Origin of the sequence: Rhodoferax saidenbachensis (assembly GCF_001955715.1) — a bacterium.
In the GTDB taxonomy this organism is placed as follows: domain Bacteria; phylum Pseudomonadota; class Gammaproteobacteria; order Burkholderiales; family Burkholderiaceae_C; genus Allorhodoferax; species Allorhodoferax saidenbachensis.
On the sequence record NZ_CP019239.1, the window covers coordinates 3612375 to 3636223 of the forward strand.

At 61.9% G+C, this 23849-nt stretch carries 16 protein-coding genes, 1 other RNA gene and 1 pseudogene; 9 read left to right on the forward strand and 9 right to left on the reverse strand.

The features are described 5' to 3' along the window. Positions 1-95 precede the first annotated feature (95 nt). From RS694_RS17255 to RS694_RS17270, 4 genes are all read right to left on the reverse strand, one after another. Positions 96-1877: an STAS domain-containing protein gene (locus RS694_RS17255; RefSeq protein WP_029707818.1), complete on the reverse strand. Its 1782-nt coding sequence runs from the start codon at positions 1875-1877 to the stop codon at positions 96-98. Positions 1878-1920: 43 nt separating this feature from the next. Beyond that, positions 1921-2706 (reverse strand): RNA polymerase-binding protein DksA, encoded by a 786-nt coding sequence (dksA, locus tag RS694_RS17260; protein WP_076070067.1) that lies wholly within the window; start codon positions 2704-2706, stop codon positions 1921-1923. Positions 2707-3151: 445 nt separating this feature from the next. Further along, the gene (locus RS694_RS17265; RefSeq protein ID WP_029707821.1) at positions 3152-4216 is read right to left on the reverse strand and encodes a CobW family GTP-binding protein; all 1065 of its coding nucleotides are present in this window, start codon (positions 4214-4216) and stop codon (positions 3152-3154) included. A gap of 106 nt (positions 4217-4322) precedes the next feature. Next, complete coding sequence (locus RS694_RS17270; RefSeq protein WP_029707822.1) at positions 4323-5504, reverse strand: class I SAM-dependent rRNA methyltransferase; 1182 nt, start codon at positions 5502-5504, stop codon at positions 4323-4325. Positions 5505-5644: 140 nt separating this feature from the next. On the opposite strand from RS694_RS17270, the gene RS694_RS17275 reads away from it, so the two are divergent. From RS694_RS17275 to RS694_RS17285, 3 genes are read left to right on the forward strand one after another with little or no spacing between them, the layout of a single operon-like run. Further along, positions 5645-7198: a methyl-accepting chemotaxis protein gene (locus tag RS694_RS17275; RefSeq protein ID WP_037247340.1), complete on the forward strand. Its 1554-nt coding sequence runs from the start codon at positions 5645-5647 to the stop codon at positions 7196-7198. A 28-nt stretch (positions 7199-7226) separates the two neighbouring features. Beyond that, positions 7227-10745 (forward strand): response regulator, encoded by a 3519-nt coding sequence (locus RS694_RS17280; RefSeq protein WP_051391883.1) that lies wholly within the window; start codon positions 7227-7229, stop codon positions 10743-10745. Beyond that, positions 10742-11827, forward strand: coding sequence for an HD-GYP domain-containing protein (locus RS694_RS17285; RefSeq protein WP_051391884.1), 1086 nt, complete (start codon positions 10742-10744; stop codon positions 11825-11827). Before RS694_RS17280 ends, RS694_RS17285 begins: the two co-directional genes overlap by 4 nt. 18 nt (positions 11828-11845) lie before the next feature. On the opposite strand, the gene RS694_RS17290 is transcribed toward RS694_RS17285, so the two are convergent. Genes RS694_RS17290 through dapF form a run of 3 tightly spaced genes read right to left on the reverse strand, consistent with a single transcriptional unit; the run spans position 11846 to position 14496 of the window. Then, complete coding sequence (locus RS694_RS17290; protein WP_081708632.1) at positions 11846-12895, reverse strand: tyrosine recombinase XerC; 1050 nt, start codon at positions 12893-12895, stop codon at positions 11846-11848. An 18-nt stretch (positions 12896-12913) separates the two neighbouring features. Further along, complete coding sequence (locus RS694_RS17295; protein ID WP_029707827.1) at positions 12914-13612, reverse strand: DUF484 family protein; 699 nt, start codon at positions 13610-13612, stop codon at positions 12914-12916. Continuing rightward, entirely contained in the window at positions 13609-14496 is an 888-nt protein-coding gene (dapF, locus tag RS694_RS17300) for a diaminopimelate epimerase (protein WP_029707829.1), read from the reverse strand. Before dapF ends, RS694_RS17295 begins: the two co-directional genes overlap by 4 nt. Before the next feature lie 221 nt (positions 14497-14717). Between dapF and RS694_RS17305 the strand changes: the two are divergent. The 4 genes and pseudogenes from RS694_RS17305 to RS694_RS17320 form a co-directional block, all read left to right on the forward strand. Beyond that, positions 14718-15596: pseudogene (locus tag RS694_RS17305) on the forward strand (MBL fold metallo-hydrolase); the annotation flags it as partial. Positions 15597-15655: 59 nt separating this feature from the next. Then, the gene (locus tag RS694_RS17310; RefSeq protein ID WP_029707833.1) at positions 15656-16474 is read left to right on the forward strand and encodes a M90 family metallopeptidase; all 819 of its coding nucleotides are present in this window, start codon (positions 15656-15658) and stop codon (positions 16472-16474) included. 49 nt (positions 16475-16523) lie between these two features. Continuing rightward, on the forward strand, positions 16524-17303 hold the full coding sequence (locus RS694_RS17315; RefSeq protein WP_081708634.1) for an RNA pseudouridine synthase: 780 nt from the start codon (positions 16524-16526) through the stop codon (positions 17301-17303). A gap of 159 nt (positions 17304-17462) precedes the next feature. Then, the gene (locus RS694_RS17320) at positions 17463-18059 is read left to right on the forward strand and encodes an outer membrane beta-barrel protein (protein WP_051391885.1); all 597 of its coding nucleotides are present in this window, start codon (positions 17463-17465) and stop codon (positions 18057-18059) included. Positions 18060-18134: 75 nt separating this feature from the next. Here RS694_RS17320 and RS694_RS17325 read toward each other — a convergent pair whose 3' ends face one another. Further along, a complete protein-coding gene (locus RS694_RS17325; RefSeq protein ID WP_029707836.1) occupies positions 18135-18563 on the reverse strand; it encodes a CBS domain-containing protein in 429 nt (142 codons plus the stop codon). Positions 18564-18611: 48 nt separating this feature from the next. Then, an RNA gene (gene rnpB / locus RS694_RS17330) (RNase P RNA component class A) lies at positions 18612-19050 on the reverse strand. 95 nt (positions 19051-19145) lie between these two features. Here rnpB and cysK point away from each other — a divergent pair. Both cysK and RS694_RS17340 read left to right on the forward strand, forming a co-directional pair. Then, entirely contained in the window at positions 19146-20063 is a 918-nt protein-coding gene (cysK, locus tag RS694_RS17335) for a cysteine synthase A (RefSeq protein ID WP_076069859.1), read from the forward strand. 168 nt (positions 20064-20231) lie between these two features. Further along, entirely contained in the window at positions 20232-23624 is a 3393-nt protein-coding gene (locus RS694_RS17340; protein ID WP_241464027.1) for an EAL domain-containing protein, read from the forward strand. The last annotated feature ends 225 nt before the right edge of the window (positions 23625-23849 follow it).

Consider the following 23849-nt stretch of genomic DNA (forward strand, 5'->3'; position numbering starts at 1 on the left):
CACTTAGCGCGCTATGTGAAAGTGATGCTTGAAGCGCAGCCACTTTATCTGTTACACAATACCGCTCCAGCAAGCAGCACCGCAGATTTGTAACGCTACAGCGAGCGCGGCACCACGCGTGCGTGTTCGCTGATGCCAATCACGCTGAAAAATGCCGCGACCATGCGGTTGACGTCGCGGAACTGAACCTGGCAGCCTTCTGACTGACGCACCGCCACCCAATTGAGGATGCTGCCCGCGGCCGAGAAATCCACGCGCACCAGCGCACTGCACGACACCACAATCGCATCGCCACTGCGGTGTGTGCCGTCCAGCCCGGCCAGTGCCTGGGTAGCGTCACCCAATACCTCGCCGCGCAACTCCAGTTTGGTTGCCGGGCCACCATCCAGCCCCATAGGCGCCGTCGCTGCGTTCGCACCTCCAGAAGCCCACCCGGCATCTTGTGTAACCGCGGTGTCTGCGGGCACACTTTCGCACTGGCAGCGGGCCTCTACCCAAGCAGGCGGCGCCACTTCGTACGTCACGCAATAGTCCAGTGCGGCCAATTCAAATTCGTCCTGCAACTGCAGAGTGCGCAAAGCATTCAGCCGCACATCCCACCACACCGCATCCACGCCCCGGTCACCCGAAGGTGTCATGGCACGCAGAAGCTGCACCAGGTTGTTCGCGCCACTGAAACGCAGGCTCACGGGCTCATTACACAGGCTGCTGAAAAGCCCTGCCAGCAAAGGCATTGCGTCGGCCGATATCTGCTCGAGCGACGACCACCCCAGATGCCAGGGCATGGGGCGCGAAGACATGGCCTCGCGCAATGCCTCCATGGCGGCCACATTCAAATCGGCTGGGCATTCCCAGATCACGCTACTGCGGGCAGAGGCTGCAAGCGGCGCGTTTCCAGTGGCGTGTTGCGAAGCCTGAGCAGGAACGCCATCTGCCAGAGACGACCACACCGGGGTGGTCTTTTCAAAACGGGCGCCGAATTCTGCCAGCGCATGGTCAAACTGGGCACGTTTGTTTGTCGCGCGGTACAAATCCAGCAGAGCCGCAGACCAGGACAGTGCGACATCGGGCAACAGAGCATCCCCACGTAACGCATCCAGCAGACCGCCTTCTGCACCGGCATCGTCCCCATTGGCAAAACGGATGGCGGCCTCTTCCAGCTCTGGGTCGGTGGCCATGTCATCGACTTCAATGGCAAACAGTTTGGACGTGGAGAAGCCGACTTCGGAGCCGTCATAGCCCTGCGCCATGGCCCCCATGGCCACCCGTGCCGGAATGGAGCGATCTGCCGAAGACGGAGAGAGGGACATGGGCGCCATGCCGGAGCCCATTTCGGTAGGCGCAAATTCGGTGGCCCCGGAAGGAGGGCGAGATGACATGATTTCCGACGCTTCCGTGCGCTCAAAATGCACAGAAGGCACCGAGGGCGCCAGCGTGGAATGGGCCGTTGAGCCAGCGGGTGCGCCTTCCACAGGATTGGCAACCGGGAATCCGGGACCCTGGGGGCCACCTGCGGAATCCTGCTTGCCCTTCCACCACTGCTTGGACATCTGGGCCTCGATCTCATCGATTTTTTTCAGGGTCACCGCACGCCCATCCGGATCGGTGGAGATGCTGGTCTGAAAAAACGAGGCGCGTGCCATGCCTGCCATGGCAGCGGGATCGCGGTTGCGCAACTTGCGCAGTTGGTCAAACTCACGCTTGCGGACAAAGTCGTTTTGCCGCTTGCGCTCGATCATGGCCTTGAGGGCCTGCTTGTCATAACCGCTTTCCTGCTCCTGCTCCGGGTTGTCCAGCTCCGACCAGTCCTTGGTCGGATTGCGGACAAACATGGCCACCTTGGAAAGCAAACCGGGACGATCGTCTTTGGTGGCCATAGAAGCGGGTTAGGAGGCTCGGCGTGTGATGGCGTTGGCGTGGTCAGTCGCCAAACATCTTCTGCTTGAGTTCGCGGCGCTGCTGTGCTTCAAGCGACAGGGTGGCCGTAGGGCGTGCCAGCAAGCGGCCCACACCGATGGGCTCGCCCGTCTCATCGCAATAACCATAGTCGCCAGCATCAATGCGGGAAATGGATTGCTCGATCTTCTTGAGCAGCTTGCGTTCGCGGTCGCGTGTGCGCAGCTCCAGCGCATGTTCTTCTTCGATGGTGGCGCGGTCGGCCGGGTCAGGCACCACGGAGGTGTCTTCGCGCAGGTGCTCGGTGGTTTCACCGGCGCTGTTGAGGATGTCGCGCTTGAGAACTGACAGCTTCAGGCGAAAGGCCGCCATCTGCACTTCGTTCATGTACTCCGAATCGGGCATGGCCATCAAATCCGCATCTGTCAGCTCAGCCACGGGTTTGGTTTTCCAGTTGTTGGCCAGCTTGGGGTCCTTCTTGATGGAGGAAGGCAGAGCCGGAACGATCACATGGGTAGGTGCCGATTGGGTGTAGCTGGCCTTGGCAGCGGTGGATGCCACCGATTGCGCCATGGAGGGCACGGTCAGGGATGCCAGACGCGACGAAGGGCGTCCCGCCTTGGCAGGAACGGCGGCAGGCACGGGAACAGGGGAAACGGGGGCAGCTTTGACTGCAGTAGGAGCGACGGACAACGGAGTTTTTTCCTTGATTTTGACGGGAGCAGGTACCGGTTTGGCCGGTACTTTGGCAACGGGTTTTGCGACCGGTTTGGCAACAGCCTTGGGTGTTGGTTTGGCCACGGGCTTCACCAGCTTGCCAACACTTTTGGCCACTGGCTTGGCCGGGGCTTTGGCGGCTGGTTTGGCTGGCTTTGCAACAGGCTTTGCCGGGGCTTTCTTGGCCACAGGTTTTGCCACGGGTTTCGCCTTGGCAGCAGGTTTGGCGACGGCTTTGACAGGGGCCTTGGCTACGGGTTTTGCCACAGGCTTGACCGGTTTCGCAACAGGCTTCGCCGGGGCTTTTGGGGCCACTGGCTTGGCAACGGGTTTCGCCTTGCCCTTGGGGGCAATCGCTTTGGTATTTTTCCCGGATTTGGCTTTCACTTCTTGTCTCCTGGCAGAGCTGGCCTGCGCGTGCTCGGTGGGGGTTTCTCCGGCGCGCGAGTGTACAGGTTTCGTCTTCGTAAAACCCATCAGTTGCAAAATCGAGACAATCATTGCACTCCCTGCGAGAAATTAAAGTTTTTCATACGAACTACACCAGCGATTGCTCCAGCCCCTGCAACAGGATGTCCTTGGGCAGATCAATACCGATAAAGACCATTTTGCTGCATTTGGTCTCGCCTTCCGACCAGGCCGGGCCCAAATCACTGCCCATGAGCTGGTGCACGCCCTGGAAGATCACTTTGCGCTCGGTGCCCTTCATATAGAGCACACCCTTGTAACGCAGCATGCGTGGACCGTAGATGTTGACGATGGCCCCCAGGAAGTCTTCCAGTTTGGCAGCGTCAAAGGGGCGCTCGGACTTGAAGACAAAACTTTTGACATCGTCGTCATGGTGATGGTGGTGGCCATGCCCATGGTCGTCGTGGCTGTGCGACGGGTGGTCGCAATGTTCACCGTGCTCATGGTCGTGGTGGTCATGCCCATGGTCGTGGCTGTCATCCTTGAGGAAGTCGGGATCGATGTCCAGCTTGGCGTTCAGGTTGAAGCCGCGCAGGTCAAACACCTCTGACAGGGCCACGTCACCAAAGTGCACCGCCCGTTGGGGTGCACGCGGGTTCATGTGTTTGATGCGGTGCATCAGCGCGTCGAGGTCGTCCTTGGACACCAAGTCAGCCTTGCTGATGAAAATCTGGTCGGCAAAACCGATCTGGCGGCGCGCTTCCTGGCGGTCGTTGAGCTGCTGCACGGCGTGTTTGGCGTCGACCAGCGTCAGGATGGAGTCCAGCAGGTAGCTCTCGGCGATCTCGTCGTCCATGAAAAAGGTTTGTGCCACGGGGCCGGGATCGGCCACGCCCGTGGTCTCGATCACCACGCGCTCAAAGTCCAGCTCGCCCTTGCGTTTCTTCTCAGCCAGGTCTTTCAGGGTGGTGCGCAGATCTTCGCGGATGGTGCAGCAGACGCAGCCGTTGCTCATCTGGATGATCTGCTCATTGGTGTCGCTCACCAGAATGTCGCTGTCGATGTTTTCCTCACCGAACTCGTTTTCAATAACGGCGATTTTCTGGCCATGGGCCTCGGCGAGCACGCGTTTGAGGAGCGTGGTTTTACCGGAGCCGAGAAAACCCGTAAGGATGGTGGCAGGAATCAAGCTCATCGTGGAATCCAAAATTCAGCAGGTGGGGAGTGTAGCGGTCTATTCAAGCCCCCCGCTCTGGGGGGCTCTTCACCGCCGGACCGTCCCAAGGTGAAGGGAGCCACATTCATTTGCGCATCACCACCAGCCCCTTCAAATACTCCCCTTCGGGAAAGGCAATGGTCATCGGGTGGTCAGGCGCGCCGCCCATGCGCTCGGTGATGAAGCCGTCCACCCCCGCGTCCGAGCCCGCAGAGGCCACAATCTTGTGGAACAGGTCCGCGCTGATGCCGCCCGAGCAGGAGTAAGTGAACAACACGCCACCTGGCTCCAGCAGCTTGAACGCCAGGCGGTTGATGTCCTTGTAGGCCCGTGCGGCGCGCTCGGCGTGCGCCACCGTGGGTGCGAACTTGGGCGGATCAAGCACGATGGCATCAAAAGTACGGCCCTCGGTGGCGAACTGGCGCAGAGATGCGTTCACGTCGGCGTCCATGAACGTGGCGCGCTCAGGGGCAAAGCCGTTGAGCGCCACGTTGGCCTGCGCCTTCTCGATGGCCGGTCCGCTAGAGTCAATCGAGGTCACGTGCGCCGCGCCGCCCGACAACGCCGCCACGGTGAAACCGCCCGTGTAGCAATAACAGTTCAACACGCGCTGGAACTGCAGGCGCTGCGCCGCATCGGCAAAGCGTTTGCGGCTGTCGCGCTGGTCCAGGTAGAAACCCGTCTTGTGGCCCTCAGCCACGCTCAGGGCCAGCTTCCAGTTGTGCTCTTGCAGGATCAGGTTGGTCTCGCCGCTGCCACGCAACCAGCCTTTGACCTCGGGCAGCCCCTCCAGCCCACGGCTGCTGGCGTCGGAGCGCTCGTACAAACGCGTGAGCCCCGTCTCGGCCAGGAGCGCGTCGGCCAGCACATCCTTCCAGCGTTCGGCGCCCGCAGACGTGAACTGCGCCACCAAGGTGTCGCCATACCGGTCCACGATCAACCCGGGCAGGCCGTCGGATTCGCCGTGGACTAGCCGCACGCCGTCACTTTTTATGTCAAATCGCCCTCTAGCCCTTATGGATTGTGCGCAAGCAGCTATTAAAAACGGAGCATCTATGCGCTGCTGCTCGTCAAAACTCCAGATCCGCGCGCGGATTTTTGACGCGGGGCTGAATGCGGCCCAGGCCAGGAACTGACCCTCGGACGACTCCACGCGCACGGTTTCACCAGGATCACCACCGCCGCGCTGAATCGCCGATTCAAAAATCCAGGGATGGTGACGTAATAGGGAGCGCTCTTTCCCGGCGCGCAGTCTTAGGGTTTTCATAGGGCGATTGTGCGCCACGAGCGGCTGTGGCAGTCGTACAGTCAGCCGGGTGCGGACTCGCATAGGCAGCACAAATTTCTGCTGCAGGCACAACGGCGGTGCTATTCTTTTCGGACCGATAAAAAAGGTTGGATGTCACTATGAACTTCAATGACATGAAACTATCCACCCGTCTTGCCATGGGCTTCTCGGTGCTGGTGGCCATCGTCGCCTTCATGGCGGGCTTCGGAATCTACGAAGTCAAAATCACGAACGCGTCCATAGGGACCATCTACAACGACCGGGTGGTCCCCCTCAAACAGCTCAAGATCGTGTCGGACATGTACGCTGTCAACATCGTGGACAGCGCCAACAAGGTCGGCGCCGGCATCCTGGACCCCAAGGCGGCCCTGGCCCTGGTCAGCGCGAGTACCGGCACCATCAAGGAGCAGTGGAGCGCCTACATCGCCACCGAGCTCACCGCCGAGGAAAAAACCGGCGTTGACAAAGTGACGGCCATGATGGCCAAGGCAGACCCCGTGGTGGCCAGCCTGCGCGCCGCGCTGGAAGCGGGCGACAAGGACAAGGTGGTCAGCCTGATCAAGCCGATTTATGAGGCCATCGACCCGCTGACCAATGAAGTCGGCGATCTGGTCGATATCCAGTTGACTGAAGCCAAATCCGCCTATGACCGATCCAGCATCCAGTACAGCAACACGCTGACACTGTTCACCGTCCTGGTGGTACTGGCCATCGCCCTTGGCATCGCGATTGGTTGGATGCTGGTCCGGGCGATCACCGTCCCCCTGAACCAGGTCGTGAACATCGCCAGCAGCGTAGCTGCCGGCGACCTGACCATGGACATCGACAACTCCGGACGTAGCGAAACCGGCCTGGTGCTGGCCGCCCTCAGCGACATGCAAGGCAGCCTGGTGAATGTGGTGTCCACAGTGCGCGCCGGCTCGGAAGGTGTGGCCGCGGCCAGCTCCGAAATCGCCCTGGGCAACCACGACCTCTCTGCCCGCACAGAACAACAGGCCAGCGCGCTTGAAGAAACCGCCGCGAGCATGGAAGAGCTCAGCGCCACGGTCAAACAAAACGCCGACTCGGCCAGCCAGGCCAACCAATTGGCCAGGAGCGCCTCCACCGTCGCCATCAAGGGCGGCACCGTCGTCGGCCAGGTGGTCGAGACGATGAAGGGCATCAACGAATCCAGCCGCAAAATCAGCGACATCATCAGCGTGATCGACGGCATCGCCTTCCAGACCAACATCCTGGCGCTGAATGCTGCCGTCGAAGCGGCCCGCGCCGGTGAGCAAGGCCGCGGATTTGCGGTGGTGGCCAGTGAAGTCCGCTCCCTGGCCGGTCGCTCTGCCGAAGCCGCCAAGGAGATCAAGAACCTGATCAACACCAGCGTGGACCGTGTGGAACAAGGCTCCACCCTGGTGGACCAGGCCGGCGTCACCATGACCGAGGTGGTCAGCAGCATCCAACGTGTGACCGACATCATGGGTGAGATCACTGCCGCCAGCAACGAACAGGCCATGGGCGTGCAGCAAGTGGGCGAAGCGGTGATGCAGATGGACCAGGCCACGCAGCAGAACGCGGCGTTGGTGGAAGAGATGGCGGCAGCCGCTTCCAGCCTGAAAAACCTGGCCGCCGAGCAGGTGGCCGCAGTCGCCGTATTCAAGCTGCCAGGCGGTCGCCGGTCTTGATCCCCCTTCTGCAGAGGCGCCGTGCCCAGTGACCACTGACTTGTTACGCCGATTCAAGGTAGGCCACCGCCTGCGCCTGCTCATCATCATCTTCTCCCTGGGGCTGCTGGCCTACGGCTTCTGGTCTTTCCGCACGCTCAACCAACTCAAGGTGGGTGGCCCCATCTTCCAGCGCATTGAGAGCAGCCAGATCCTGGTCTCCGATGTGCTGCCGCCCCCGGCCTACATCATCGAGTCCTACCTGGTGTGCCTGCAGCTCACCACCGCAGTGGACGGCATGAAACAGGGCGTGCTGATAGACCGCCTGAAAAAACTGGAACAGGACTACCAGCAACGCCACGAATTCTGGCTTAAGGCCAACCTGGAGGATGCGCTGGCGGATGCTCTGCTCAAACAGGCCTACGCACCGGCCCTGGCTTTCTACGGTTTGGCCTCCAAGGAGTTTTTGCCAGCCTTGTACCTGAATGACCGACCGCGCATGGAGCGGGCGCTGGCCCAGATGACCCGGCACTATGAGAACCACCGCGCAGCCATCGACAAGGTGGTGGTCATGGCCAAGGAGCGCGCGGCGCTGGACGAGGAAAAGGCACGCGCACAGATTGACCACGCAACCAAACTGCAACTGGCCATCCTGTTCGGCACACTGGCGGCCGCCATCGCCGTATCGGCGCTGATCCGGCGCAGCATCCTGTCCCCGCTGCGCCAGGCGGTCCATATCGCACGCAGCGTGGCCGCAGGCGACTTCCAGATCCAGGACACCGAGCCCTATGCCGACGAGGCGGGGCAACTGCTGGCAGCCCTGCGGGAGATGAGCGACGGCCTGCACACCTCGATGGTGGCGCTGGAATGTGAGGAAATCAACTCACGCCAGGCCAAGGAGATGCTGGAGCGCCTGATCGACACCGCCAGCGTCATGGTGGTGGGGGTGGACTCGCATGGTTGCGTGAGCATCTTCAACACGGCGGCAGAAGAAGGAACCGGCTACCAGCGCAGCGAGGTGATGGGCAAGAAGTGGGCACAACTGCCGCTGCTGCCCGTGCCCGCAGTCTGGCAAATGCGCACCTTCAGTGACATCGCCGCCGACGTGCCGCAATCGCAGACGCAGGACATCCTGACCAAAGCCGGCGAGCGGCGCATGATCGCCTGGCGCAACAGCGTGCAGTCGGCCACCCAGGACTCCCGCGTGGCGCTGATCTCTTTCGGGCTGGACGCCACCGAACGCATCCGCGCCGAAGAAGCCATGCTGGAAGCCAAGCGCCTGGCCGAGGCCGCCAACCAGAGCAAGAGCGATTTCCTGGCCAACATGAGCCACGAAATCCGCACCCCCATGAATGCCGTGCTCGGCATGACGGGCCTCGCCCTGCGCACCGAGTTGACGCCCAAACAACGCAACTACCTGGAGAAAGCCAACACCGCCGCCCAGGGCTTGCTGGGCATCATCAACGACGTACTCGACTTCTCCAAGATCGAGGCCGGAAAACTCCACTTTGAGCAGCGTAATTTCTCGCTCGAACATGCGCTGGAGCATCTGGCAGCTGTCTCGGTACTCAAAGCCCAGGACAAGGGACTGGAGCTGCTGTTCGACGTGGCGCCCGAAGTGCCCACTGAACTGGTGGGTGACGAACTGCGCCTGGGCCAGGTGCTGCTCAATTTGATGAACAACGCGATCAAGTTCACGCACCAGGGCGAAATCCGCCTGCGTGTGAAGTGTCTGGAAAAAAGCGCGCAAAGCGCCATGCTGCGCTTTGAGGTGCAGGACACCGGTATCGGCATTTCACCCGAACAAATTGCCAAGCTGTTCACGGCCTTTGTACAGGCAGACTCCTCCACCACACGGCAGTACGGCGGGACCGGCCTGGGCCTGACCATCACCCGCCGGCTGGTGGAGATGATGGAAGGCAAGGTCTGGGTCGAGAGTGAAGTGGGCGTGGGTAGCCGTTTCTTCTTTACCGCGCGCCTGGGACTGCAGGCCCAACAAAAAGACAACACCCCCGCCGAAAATCCGGCCCTGCGCAAACTGCGGGTGCTGGTGGTGGACGACAACGGCAGCGCGCGCGAGATTTTGTCCGGCATCATTGATTCGTTGCACCTGCAGGTGCACTCGGTCGCCGATGGTGCCAGCGCCATCGCCGAGCTGCAATCCGCACAACAACTCGGCCACCCCTACCACCTGGTGCTGATGGATTGGCAGATGCCCGGCATGGACGGCGTGGAAACCATTCGCCGTATCCGCAGCAACGAAGGCATTTCCGAAACCCTGGCCACCGTGATGGTCACCGCCTACAGCCGCGACGATTTGATCGAAAAGGCCAGCGACGTCCGTATTGACGGCATTCTGGAAAAACCGGTCAACCCCTCGGCCGTGCTCAACACGATTTCCCTGGCACTGGGCCACACCCGCCAGATCGCCAGCCCCCCCCTGCGCCGGGCCACCTACGAGGCCATGGCCGCCCAGTTGCGGGGCGCCCATGTGCTGCTGGTGGAAGACAACGAAGTCAACCAGGAGCTGGCCACCGAAATCCTGACCGAGGCGGGCTTGACGGTGGACCTGGCCAGCGATGGCGCCCAGGCCGTCGATAAGGTCGCAAAAAACGCCTACGACGCTGTATTGATGGACTGGCAAATGCCGGTGATGGACGGCTTTGAGGCCACCCGGCGCATCCGTTCCGACCCGCGGTTTGCCGACCTGCCCATCCTGGCCATGACGGCCAACGCCATGGCCGGTGACCGCGAGAAATGCTTGGCCGTGGGCATGAACGACCACATCTCCAAACCCATCGTGGTGGAGCTGTTGCTGGAAACCCTGCTGCGCTGGATGCGCCCCGGGCGCGTCAACGCGACACAGACAACACCTTCGGTAGCCGCCGCACCAACCGCCGCCAACGCGCAGCCCCTGCCCGACTTGCCGGGGGTGGATGTGCGTGGCGCCCTGCAGCGCCTGCGCGGCAACCAGGCGCAGTACCGCCGCCTGCTGGACCGCTTCACCCAGGGCCACGCCCACACCGTGCAGGACATCCGCAGCGCCATGAACCGCGATGACTTTGACAGCGCCCACCGCCTGGCCCACACGCTCAAAGGCCTGGCCGCCAACATCGGCGCCGATTCTCTGGTGCAGGCAGCGCAGGCCCTGGAAAACGCCCTGAAACAAGGCGCCTCCAGCAACGCCTACGCACTGGTGGGGTCGCTGGTGCAACCCCTGGAGTTGCTGCACCGCGCGATTGCGGCCCTGCCATCCATGGAGACGCCACCACCCCATGGCACAGACCTTGCACAGCCTTTGACAGCGCAAGACCGCGCCGCCTTGCAGGCGCAGTTGCGCACCATGGCGGAGTTGCTGGGCCAAGATGACAGCGCGGCAGCCAAGCTGGTAGCGCCCCTGACCGCACTGCTGCAAGGTCGCGTGACTGCGTCGGCACTCAACCGATGGGCTGATCTGGTGCGACAGTATGAGTTTGAAGGTGCGCTGGAAGCGCTCCAGGTTCTGGAAGGGGAGTTGGACAAGCACGATGGGGATACCCCACTTGAGAAAGGCCCCGCTGCGCCATGACAGCCCATCAGTCTCCCCACACCTTGTTGGTGGTCGATGACGCGCCGGAAAACATAGACCTGCTGTGTGCCATTCTGGAACCCCACTACAACCTCAAGATCGCCACCCATGGCGAGAAGGCGCTCAAGATCGTCCTGTCGGACACACCGCCTGACCTGATCCTGCTGGACATCGTGATGCCTGGCATGGACGGCTACGAGGTCTGCAAACGCATCAAGGCGCACCCGGAGCGCCACCACATTCCCATCATGTTTGTCACGGCCAAGGAGCAGCAGGAAGACGAAGAGCTGGGGCTGACCCTGGGTGCAGAGGACTACATCACCAAACCCTTCAGCGCGCCCATCGTGCTGGCCCGTGTTCGCACCCATCTGGCCCTGTACGACCAAACACGTGAACTGGAACGCCGCGTCAACGAACGCACCCGTGAACTGCAGGACTCGCGCCTGGAGATTCTCAGGCGCCTGGGGCGTGCCGCCGAATTCCGCGACAACGAAACCGGACACCATGTACTGCGCATGTCGCACTACTCACGTTTGATAGCGCTGGCCGCGGGCCTGGGTGAAGCCTTTGCAGAGCAGCTTTTCCGGGCTGCCCCGATGCATGACATCGGCAAGATTGGTACGCCCGATTACGTCCTGCTCAAGCCTGGCAAACTCGACGCCGACGAGTGGGAGATCATGAAGCTGCATGTCAATATGGGCGCGGAAATCCTGGGGGACCATCCGGACGAGTTGCTGTCCATGGCACGCACCGTAGCCCTGTCCCACCATGAAAAGTGGGATGGGTCTGGCTACCCACTGGGCCTCCAAGGCAAGGAGATCCCCGTAGTGGGGCAAATCGTTGCCATGGCCGACGTGTTTGACGCGCTGAGTTCAGAACGCCCTTACAAAAAGGCCTGGCCTATTGCCGAGGCGGTCAAGGCCATTGAAGACAGCGCGGGGAGCCATTTCGACCCTGCGCTGATTCCCGCCTTTCGCACGGCCCTGCCCGAGATGCTGAAGATACGGGAACAGTACACCGAGTCGCCTGTCGCACTGGCCTATCACCCGGCCCGTATGCACAAGCCCGGACAAACGCATTGAGGCCCCAGCGCCCCAGGCTCAGGGCGCGTCTTCCCGGTTTTTTTTGCGGCCCAACTTTGCACGCGGATGCGCTGCGTCATAGGCCTTGGCAAGGTGCTGAAAATCCAGCCGCGTATAGACCTGGGTGGTCGTGATGTTGGCATGGCCCAGCAGTTCCTGCACGGCCCGCAAATCCCCACTGCTTTGCAGCATATGACTGGCAAACGAATGGCGCAGCATGTGCGGGTGCACCGGTGTGGCCATGCCTGCCATCAGGCTGCGCCGCTTGAGCCGTTGCCAGACCGACTGGGCGGTCAGCCGGGTTCCATTGCGACCGGTAAACAGGGCGCTGGCCGCATCGGCCTGCGTGGCGGCTACGGGTGCCGCCGTTTGTGTGCCGCTGGGGCCGCGCAGCTGAAGCCAGCGCTCCAGCGCCTGCAACGCCACCTTGCCTACGGGAGCAGTGCGGCGTTTGGAACCCTTGCCCAGTACATGCGCCTCGGCGGCCTGCATGTCGACCCAGCCGCGTGCCGTGGTGCTGGCCACCACGTCCAGCCCCACCAGCTCGCCCACACGCAGGCCACTGCCGTACAGCAGCTCGACCATGGCCGCATCACGGGCTTCCAGCCAGGCGTCGTCGTCACTCTGGAAATCGGCAAACTGCACCGCGTCGTCCACGGCCAGTGCCTTGGGCAGGGGTTTGGGGGCTTTGGGGGAGCGCACATCCTGCACCGGGTTGCTGGCCACCAGCCCCTGGCGCCCCAGCCAGGTGTAAAAGCCACGCCAGCCCGACAGAATCAGCGCAATACCGCGTCCGCTGCGCCCACCACTGTGCATCTGTGCAACCCAGCGGCGGATATGGTTGTTTTTGACGTCCGGCAGCGCAACCGGGACCTTGGCGGCAAAGCTGCTGAGTTTTTGCAGATCCAGCGCATAGAGCTCTACCGTGCGCGCGGCCAGCCGTTTCTCGACGCGCACATATTCGAGGTATTTCTCGATCAGGTCTGTCGCCCCCACGCTTGCCACTGCGTGTGCTGCGCTGCCCCCCGAGGGGGCCTTCGCAACTTGGGGCGGCCCGGCGTTGCTCATGCAGCATCACCCACGTTATTACCTCAAGCGAGACAGCGCCGCACCGGCCAGTTCACCAATGCGGGCCAGGAACTCGGTGCCCATGCCGCTGTTGAAACGGTAGGCATCGCTGGAGGCCAGCACCAGCATGCCAAAGGCGGGTTCTGCGCTGCCAGCCGGGCCATTGCGCAGGGGGATCAGCGCCAGGGACGCGACCGCCTTGGGGTCTTCCACCCAGTTCACGGCTTCAAAGCCGGTGTTGAGGCCGCAGAACGGCTCCGTCAGGGACGAGGCAAACACCTTGGCATCGTCGCTCACGCCCTGGGCAATGCCGAGGCCAGCATGTTCGGGCGCCACATCCCAGAGGCGCAGGCCCACCTGGGGCACGGCGAAGTGCACGGTGAGTTCCAGCACGATTTGCTCGGGCAGCGACAACGCGTCGTTGGACAGCAACAGCGTACGGGCCCAGCGCAAAATCTTGTCCGACAGCAGCACGTTTTCATTGCCGTTGCGGATCATCTCCATCATGCGCTGCTCCAGCAGCTTGATCTTCTCGCGCAGCATCTCGGCCTGGCGCTCCTGCAGGCTCACCGCGCGGTGGCTGTGCGGGCTGGTGAACTGCACCGCGGCCAACAACTCGGCGTGGCGCTGGAAGAAGTCCGGCGTATTGGCCAGGTAGTGGGCAATGTCGTCTTCGGTGATGGGGTTGTTCAAGGCGGAATTCTCTGGAGTGGTCATGGGTTGTCTGTCAAGTTGTCAGGTAGTTCAATTTCACCCTGGAACACGGTGGTGGCCGGCCCCGTCATGAAGACCGGTGCATCCGCACCAGCCCAGTTAATGGTCAGCACACCGCCGTGGGTTTGCACGTCCACCGTGGCATCCAGCAGCCCCAGGCGAATACCGGCCACCACGGCCGCGCAGGCACCCGTGCCGCAGGCCAGCGTTTCACCCACGCCGCGCTCAAACACCCGCAGGCGGATGTGGCTGCGGTTCACCACCTGCATGAAGCCCACGTTCACGCCTTCGGGAAACCGCGGGCTGGCCTGCACCTGCGGGCCCTGTGCAACTACAGGCGCCGTGTCCACGTTGTCCACCAGGGTCACCGCATGCGGGTTACCCATGGACACAGTTGCTATCAAAAGCGGAGCTACTTGCGCACTATCCACAAGGACTAGAGGCCAATTTCCCCATGAACCCATAGGTTGCCAGGCCAAACCGGCGCCATCAAACGGAATGTCTTCCAGCACAAAACGCGGCGGCCCCATGTCGACCGTCACGCGGCCATCGGCCGTGAGGCGGGGCGCAATCACGCCCTTCATGGTCTGCACGCGGATGGTGTCTTTGGTGGTCAGGCCGCGGTCGTGCACAAAACGGGCAAAGCAGCGCGCGCCATTGCCACACTGCTCCACCTCGTTGCCATCGGCGTTGTGGATCACGTATTCAAAGTCCACATCGGCGGACGGTGCGGGCCGCACGGTCAGTATCTGGTCCGCGCCCACCCCAAAGTGGCGGTCGCCCAGAAAGCGGTAGTGCGCAGCGCCCAGGCCCAGGCGGCCTTGGGTTTCGTCCAGCACAACAAAGTCGTTGCCGGCCCCCTGCATTTTGGTGAATGGAATGCGCATGCGGCAATTATCGCCCTCCCAGACCACTCCACGCAGCGAAGAGCTGACGGTCTGTGCGTTTTGCGTAGGTAAAGGGGGAGCCCGCAAAGCGGGCGGAGGACACGGAGCAAAACGTACAGGCCGTCAGCCCCCACACACGCCGCCGCAGCGTGTTTGGCGTCACAATGCCCCGCATGACCCGTCCCCACCAACTTCTTGCCAGCGGCGTCCCCACCACAGGCGATTGGCAAACCGACGCGCCGGTGCCGCTCTTGCGCAACGTGCTGCGCCTGACCGCACCCAACCCCGGCGTGATGACCGGCCCCGGCACCAACAGCTACCTGGTAGGCGACGCACACACCGGCTTCACCGCCATCGACCCCGGCCCGGCCGACGCCGACCACATCGCCCGCCTGTGGCGCGCCGCGGTACACCCGGACGGCAGCGGCGGCAACCTGCTGCGCATCGTCTGCACCCACTCGCACCCCGACCATTCGCCCGGCGCTGCACCGCTGCAGGCGCTGTGCGCGCACCAACCGCCCATCCTGGGCCTGCCATCGGCCCCCACAGCGCGTGCGGCGAGCGCCTTCACACCCGACAGATCGCTATCAAATCAGGAGCTTCTTGCGCATACCCCACGCGGGCCAGAGGCCAATTTGGCACTGAATTCACACACCTTGCAGGTGATCCACACCCCGGGCCACGCGGCCAACCACCTGTGTTTGCTGCTGCAGGAAGACGGCCTGCTGTTCACTGGTGACCATGTGCTCAACGGCAGCACCACGGTGGTAGACCCGCCCGACGGCAACATGGCGGACTACATCAACTCGCTGGACACACTGAGCGCGGCCTGTGCGGAGCACCACGTGCGCTTCATCCTGCCCGCGCACGGCCATGTGATCGACGGCGCGCTGGGGGCGATTGCCCAGCTCAAGGCCCACCGCCTCAAACGCGAGGCCAAGATTGCCGCCGTGATGCAGGCCAATCCGCAGGGCACGCTGGACGACTGGCTGCCGCTGGCCTACGACGATGTGCCCTCGCGCATCTGGCCCGTGGCCAAGCGCTCGCTGCTGGCGCACGTGGAACGTATCCAGTCGCTGCAGGGGCGCCCAGCCCCTTGAAAAGCGGACCTGCCATGCCCAGATGCAGGCTTGCTCCACTTCGCGTTTAGGCGCACGCCATGCCTCTTCTGGTCCTCACGCTCCTGGCGGCGCTGTTTGCCGTCTGGCTGCTTGGCCAGCCCTACTGGCTGGCGCGCAAACGCGCGGCCATTGCCGCCCAGCCGTTTCCCGATGCCTGGCGCGACATATTGCGCCGACGCGTGCCGTATGTGCGCGCCATGCCGGCCGATCTGCAGTTGCAGCTCAAAAAACACATCCAGGTCTTTATTGCCGAAAAGGCCTTTCTTGGCTGTGCGGGCCAGGTCATCACCGACGAGGTGCGCGTCACGATTGCGGCCCAGGCCTGCCTGTTGCTGCTGAACCGCCCGGCGCACTACTACCCCGGGCTGCGCCAGATCCTGGTCTACCCCGGGAGTTTTGTGGTGCCGCGTGCCCACACCGATAGCGCGGGTGTGGCCCACAGTGGCCGCGATGTGCTGGCCGGTGAGTCCTGGGCGCACGGGCAGGTGGTGCTGTCCTGGCAGGACGCGCTGGAGGGCGCAGCCACCGTGGACGACGGACGCAACGTGGTGATCCACGAATTCGCCCACCAACTGGACCAGGAAACCGGCAGCGCCAACGGCGCCCCTGTGCTCTCGCGCACAGAACACTATGCGCGCTGGGCAGCCGTGCTGCAGGCCGAGTTCGAAGCCCTGCAGCACAGCACCGAGCAACACGAGGAAACGTTGTTCGACGCGTATGGCGCCACCGAGCCGGCCGAGTTCTTCGCGGTGGTGTCCGAGGTGTTTTTTGAACAACCTCAGCGTATGGCCACGGAGCACCCGGCGCTGTACCAAGAGCTGGCGCAGTTTTATCGGCTTGACCCGCAAAGCTGGTAAACGCCCACGCGGCATGTCACAAGGGTGGCGATGGCTTTACCATCGCAGCATGACAGTCCCACGTAAATTCTCCCGCGCCACACCGGCCAAGCCCACCGCAGCGCCAGCGGCCACGGGCGAACGCCTGTCCAAACAGGTGATGCAGCTCAAAGCCTGCTCGCGCAGCGAGGCCGAGCAGTACATCGCGGGCGGCTGGGTGCAGGTGGACGGCGTGGTGGTGGAAGAGCCGGCGTTCCGCGTGCTGCGGCAACGCGTTGTCGTAGACCCCAGCGCCAGCCTGTTGAACCTCACGCCCATCACGCTGGTGCTGCACAAACCCGCAGGGCTGACCCAGGAGAAGGCGACCGCCCTGCTGGGCCTGGCCACGCTGTGGGCGCAGGACGCATCGGGCACACGCCCCCTCAAACGCCATTTCAGCAACCTGGAATCTGCCGTGCCGCTGGAAAACGGCGCCAGCGGGCTGCTGGTGTTCACGCAGGACTGGCGCACCACGCGCAAGCTCACCGAAGACATGGACGCCATGGAGCACGAACTGATTGCCGAGGTGCGTGGCGAAGTCGGCCCGGAGGCCCTGCAGAAATTGGACCGCGCCCTGAACAACGAGCGCGACCCGCTGCCCCACGCCAAATGCAGCATCGGCAGCAGCAACCCCGAGAGCAGCAAGCTGCGCTTCGCCATCAAGGGCGCCCACCCAGGCTTGGTGGCCTACCTGTGTGAGAAAACCCAGTTGGAGTTGCTGGGCCTGCGCCGCATCCGCCTGGGCCGTGTGGCGCTGCGTGATTTACCGGTGGGCCAATGGCGTTACCTGACGGGACATGAGCGCTTTTGACGCTATTCGCATAACGCGCCGAACTGGACAAATACCCCCGATTTACCCCCCAGCCCACGCCCTTGCCCAGCGCTTCTGCGCCTATGATGTGAGGATGTGTTATCTCGTCTTGCTGCCACAGTCCTGGGCGGCGTTGTCTATCCAAAGAGGAAGTGAACCATGCGAACCCTGATCACCCGCACCGCCATCGCCCTGGCTGCCACCGCCTGCCTCTCCAGCACTGCCTGGGCCGGCGACAAATACATCGTGGTGAGCGCTGGTGCCACCACCTACAGCGGCACGGCACAAGCGGACAACGATGCCGCACTGGTACGCGCCGGCGCATCCAATGTGCAATCCAACATGGGCAGCAATGGCAGCGGTTACAAGTTTCTGCTGGGCTACCAGTTCACGCCCAACTTTGCCGTCGAAGGCGGTTATCTGGACCTGGGTTCCATGAGCTACAGCGCAACCCACGCGACCGGCACGCTGAACACAGACATCAAGACCATCGGTTACACCGTGGCGGCCGTGGGCATTGCACCTGTGAACAACGACCTGTCCTTCTTCGGCAAGGCCGGCCTGACGATGGCCAATGTCAAAGGTACAGGTTCCGGTGGCGGCATCACGGTCAGCACCAACGAAGACAAGAGCAGCCTGAGCTACGGTGTGGGCTTGACTTACCAATTCAATGACAAGTTGGGCCTGCGCACCGAACTGGAACGTGTCGCAACCGACATCAACCTGTTCAGCCTGGGCCTGCAGATCAAGTACTGAAGCGCGCTTGGCGCGGTCTGGGTCACGCACCCATGTAAAAAAGCCCGGCACGCCGGGCTTTTTTTGTGAGCACCCTCAGGACGCGATGTAATTCTGCAACTGGGTGATGGTCTGCTCGCGGTCCTGGATGATGTCGTCCATCAGGTCGCGGATCGAAATCATGCCCAGCACCTTGTCACCCTCCACCACCGGCAAGTGGCGGATCTTCTTCTGGCTCATCAGTGCCATGCAGTCATCGGTAGAGGTTTTGGGGGTCACGGTGAGAACCCGGGCCGTCATGATTTCCGCCACGCGGGTATCACGCGAGGCCTTGCCCGCCAGTGCGATTTTGCGGGTGTAGTCACGCTCGGAGAACACGCCCACCAGGCGCCCCTCCTCCATCACCATCAGCGCGCCCACGTCCTTGTCGGACAGGGATTTCAGCGCGTCATATACGGTTTCCTGAGGATGCAGGCTCCATATCGTACCGCCGTGTTTTTTCAACAATTCTGCAATCGGTCGCATGGTGTCCCCCTCAAAGAACAATGGAAGGTTAACCATACAACAAAATAAGTGTGAAGCCCACCGATAAGCCGGATTCTGTGCATGCGGGTTTCCCCGCATGTGACCACCATTAATCTGGGCCGCTGGTCACCCAGCGGCTCGGTGCTACCTACCCGCACACTCCGGGGGCCCCGTCAACGTGTGCCTACTTGGTATTGCTGCGCGTAGAGATTGCCCGTTTCACCCAATGCGGGCCTTGCCCGCATTGGGTGGCTACGCGTTCCCGGTTGCCCGGGGCACGGCTTGCGCCGCGCTGTACGCGTAGAACACCCGACGGGATGCCTACATTGACTCGTCTCTGTTGCTCTAATCCTCACCTTAGGGCCCACCACTTGCGTGGAAAGCTTGTCAGTGGACAGTCGTTAACTGCTACGCTGCCCTGTGCAGTCCGGACGTTCCTCCAGTGCCTGGTTTCCCAGATTGCACCAGCGGTGGTCTGGCGGGCTTCACCCCCCGATTATCGGGGACGCGGATATGCATATACCGGTTCTGATTGAAGATTTGGCACAGAATGGGGTTGTTGTCACTCTTTCGGAGCCTTCCATGCCATTCGAAAACATCCTGCAAACCATCGGCAATACCCCGCATGTGCGCATCAACCGCCTGTTTGGCAGCACGCACAAGGTATTTGTGAAATCAGAACGCAGCAACCCCGGCGGCTCCATCAAGGACCGCATCGCGCTGGCCATGGTGGAAGACGCCGAGAAAAGCGGCGCCCTGAAACCCGGCGCCACCATCATCGAACCCACCTCGGGCAACACCGGTGTCGGTCTGGCGCTGGTAGCCGCAGTCAAGGGTTACAAACTCATTCTTGTCATGCCCGACAGCATGTCCATTGAGCGCCGCCGCCTGATGCTGGCCTACGGCGCCACCTTCGACCTGACACCGCGTGAAAAGGGCATGAAAGGCGCTATCGCCCGCGCGCAGGAACTGGCGGAGCAAACGCCCGGTGCGTGGATTCCGCAACAGTTTGAAAACCCCGCCAACATCGAAGTACACGAACGCACCACAGCCCAGGAAATCCTGGCGGATTTCCCCCATGGGATCGACGTCATCATCACCGGCGTAGGCACCGGCGGCCACATCAGTGGTGTGGCCAAAGTGCTCAAGGCAAAGTGGCCGCAGCTCAAGGTCTACGCGGTGGAGCCCACCGCTTCCCCGGTGATATCGGGCGGTGCACCGTCCCCCCACCCCATCCAGGGCATTGGTGCGGGCTTCATCCCGAAGAATCTGAAGACGGAATTGCTGGACGGCGTGATCCAGGTCGACGCCGAGCCGGCCCGCGAATACGCACGTCGCAGCGCACGTGAAGAGGGCGTCCTGGTGGGCATCTCCAGCGGTGCCACGCTGGCCGCCATCGCGCAGAAGCTACCCGAGATTCCCGCAGGCAGCACGGTGCTGGGGTTCAACTACGACACCGGTGAGCGTTATTTGTCCGTCGAAGGTTTCTTGCCGGCCTGAGCCACCGCCGTTATCCGGCACCAAGGACCCAGCCCTGCTACGCAGGGCTTTTTTTGTGCATGTGCGCATGCGCGCCTGACCCAAACACAAGGGTTTTACCGGGCATGGCTATTCCAGGCCCCGAGGCGCACAATGGCTTTGCAGTCAGGAGTTCAAGGGAGCAAAAAAATGAAACCCTCCATGACACATTTCGCCAGCTTCGAAGTCAAGGTACTGGTGGCATTTGGCGCAGCCATGCTGGTGGTGACAAGCCTTGCCACCACCACTTGGCGGATGTCCAAGGATGAAGAAGAGGCTTCGCGCCTCGTTGCGCATACCCATGCAGTGCTTGACGGCCTGGCACGTACACGCGTAGCAACCTTGCAGATTGAATACGCCACACAGAGCTACCGCATTTCCGGTGACCCTGCCCGCATTGCCGAGCGGAATACAGCCATCGCCGAACGGGAAGTGTTGTTGGGCAAGCTCAAAGCGTTGACATCCAACAACCCCAACCAAGAGGCGCGCTGGGACCAACTGCGCGGAGTTCTCAACCAACGACTTGCCCTTTCCCGAAAAATCGAGGAACTTCGCAAGACTGAGGGTTCTGCCGCAGCGAACGCCTTTGTGGCGACAGCCCCATTGCAGCAGACACGGGAGGCTGTCTACCAGATTCTCGATGCCATGGACGAGGAAGAACATCGCTTGCTGCAACAACGGACTGCCGGACAGTTGCAAGCGCGCAAAACTCTGGTGGTAGCGGGGGCTGTGGTGTCGGGTTTATTGCTCTTGCTTCTCACTGGCACGTATGCAGTCATCCGGCGACAGGTACGCGCAACGGCGGCCAGCCAGCGCGCACTGGCCGAAAGCGAAGAAAACCTGTCCATCACCCTGTATTCCATTGGTGACGCCGTCATGGCGACAGACGCCCATGCGCGCATCACGCGCATGAATCCGGTGGCGGAAACCCTGACAGGCTGGGCCATGGCTGACGCACTGGGCCACAGTGTGGATGAGGTGTTCAACATCATCAACGAATTCACGCGTCGGCCCGCTGTAGTGCCCGTAGCCCAGGCGCTGGAAACCGGTGAAACGCAGGAGTTGGAGCAGCATACAGTGCTCATTGCACGCGATGGCAGCGAGCGCCCCATATCCGACAGTGCAGCCCCGATTCGCAACGCCACTGGAACGGTGACGGGCGTAGTTCTGGTTTTTCGTGATGTGACGGCCGCCCGCCAGGCAGAACACACCATCCGCCAGCAAAACGAGTTGCTGGAACAGCGCGTAGCGCAGCGCACGGAGCAGTTGCGTGACAGCGAGGACCATTTGCGCAGCGTCATCAACAACCTGCCGGCCCTGATTGCCTATGTGGATGCGGACCAACGTTATGTCTACGCCAACGCCCAGTACCACGGCCGTTTTGCACCAGAGCGTGCAGAAATCACAGGTTGCACAGTACGTGAGATTCTTGGCGACGCTCTCTACACGACGGTTGCCCCCATGATTGCCGATGTCCTGCAAGGTAATCCGCGGAGCTACGACTGGCAGCCGTTCCCGGACGCCTGGCAGCTTGTCAGTTATGTACCGAAACGCACCGCACAAAACCAGGTCCTGGGTTACTACGTACTCATATCGGATATCACCGAGCGTAAGCACGCCGAAGAAAAAATCCAGACACTCAACACCGAGCTGGAACACCATATCCACACACTGGAGCGCACGGGCCGTGCACTAAAGACCCTTAGCGCAGGCAATCGGTCCATGCTGCGCGCCGCGGATGAACAGGATTTGCTTGACAGCATGTGCCGGGCCATTGTGGATGCGGGCAGCTACCCGGCGGTAGCGGTCTGGTACAAAAATAATGACGCGTCCCAATCGCTGACACCTATGGCTGGCGAAGGTTATCCAGCGGGCCTGTCAGCACTGAACCAGTTGAAAGTCACCTGGGCGGACAACGAAAAAGGACAGGGCGCCGTTGCCAAGGCCATCCGTACCGGCCAAACGCAGGCTGTCACCAATATGCTCGCTGATGCGAGTTATCACCAATGGCGCGATAGCCTGCACGGCATAGCCTGCGTGGTCGCATGCCCGGTGCAGGTGGGCGGAGAAGTCATCGGCACACTGGCCATCTATGGCGCAGAACCGGATGCCATCAGCCTGGACGAGCAAGCACTGTTAACCGAACTGGCCGATGACCTTGCATTCGGCATTTCCACGCTGCGCACCCGTCAGGCGCAGCGGGAAACCCAGGAGGCCATGCACCGACTGACGCGTTACGACAAACTTACCAGCCTGCCCAATGAGACCCAGTTTTCGGATTTTTTGACGGCAGCCATTGAAAGCGGCAGGCAGTTCAATCAAGCCTTCGCCTTGCTGCAGGTCAACATTGACCGCCTGAATGAGATCAACGATGCGCTGGGTTTCAGTCACGGCGATCAGTTGTTGAGGGCATTCAGCGCACGGCTAGTCGCAACCGTGCCAGATACGGCTTTGGTAGCACGTCTGCGCGGTGACGAATTTGCCATCCTGCTGCCTGATAGCCATGCTGAAGCCGCTTTGGCAATCGTGCAACAGGTCGGCGCAGTGCTGGCACAACCCTTTCCTATTGCGGACATTCCACTGGATGTCTCTGCCCGCATTGGGGTGGCATTTTTCCCGGAGCATGGGGCCACGCCCCATGACTTGTACCGCCACGTCGACAGCGCAGTGAACCAAGCCAAACGCCAGGGCATCAGCCACGTCATTTTTGATCCTGCGCAGAGCCAGGAGCAGTCACGCCGCCTGAGCGTCGCCAGTGAGCTGCGGCGTGCCATCGAAAACGGTGACTTGCTGCTGTACCTGCAACCCAAAGTTGAAGTGGCCAGCGGCAAAGTCTGTGGCGCCGAAGGACTGGTGCGCTGGAAGCATGCCGAACGTGGCCTGATTCCCCCCAGTGAATTCATCAGTCTGGCGGAGCACACCGGCCTGATCAAACCCCTCACGGAATGGGTTATAGAGACTGGACTGCGCCTGAACCATGCATGGCAACGCCAGGGCTGCGCGTTGCCCATTGCGCTGAACCTGTCGGCACGTAATCTGCGCGATGAAAACCTGCTGGAAAAGATTCGCCAGCTCCGCGCCACCTGGAGTGCCGGTGCAGGTCTATTGGAACTGGAGATCACCGAGAGCTCCGTCATGGACGACCCGGAATTTGCACTCCAGGTGCTGCACAGTTTGCGCAACGAAGGCATTCCGCTCTACGTCGATGACTTCGGTACCGGCTACTCCTCCCTGGCCTACCTGCAGAAAATGCCGGTGGACTACATCAAGATCGACCAGTCGTTTGTTCGAAGCATGTCGACCAGCAAAGACTCCGCGCTCATCGTGAGATCGACCATTGACCTAGTGCACGACCTGGGCCGCAAGGCAGTTGCAGAAGGCGTGGAAACCCAGGGCGACTGGGACCAGTTGGCGGCCTTGGGGTGCGACTTCATACAGGGCTATTTCATCGCCAAACCCATGCCCTCCCAGGACCTGCCCGCCTGGATCGCGCAGTATCAGCCGCCCATCACTGGATTGCCACAGTCCCCCATTCGCGTGTAGCGCGCGTGTCCAACGGGCGTACACCCCTTATCACTGCGGTCAGCTTGATAACCACAAGCCCACATGATCCGCATTACCGAACCCAAACTCCCGCTCGCCGCCCTGCCGGTAGAGGCTGTGGGAAATTCCTGCGGGTGCCACGGTGCTGGGCTTCAACTACGACACGGGTGAGCGCGACCTCCCGGCTGAGGGTTTCTTGCCCCCCCCAAAGCGCCTGGCCTCGCC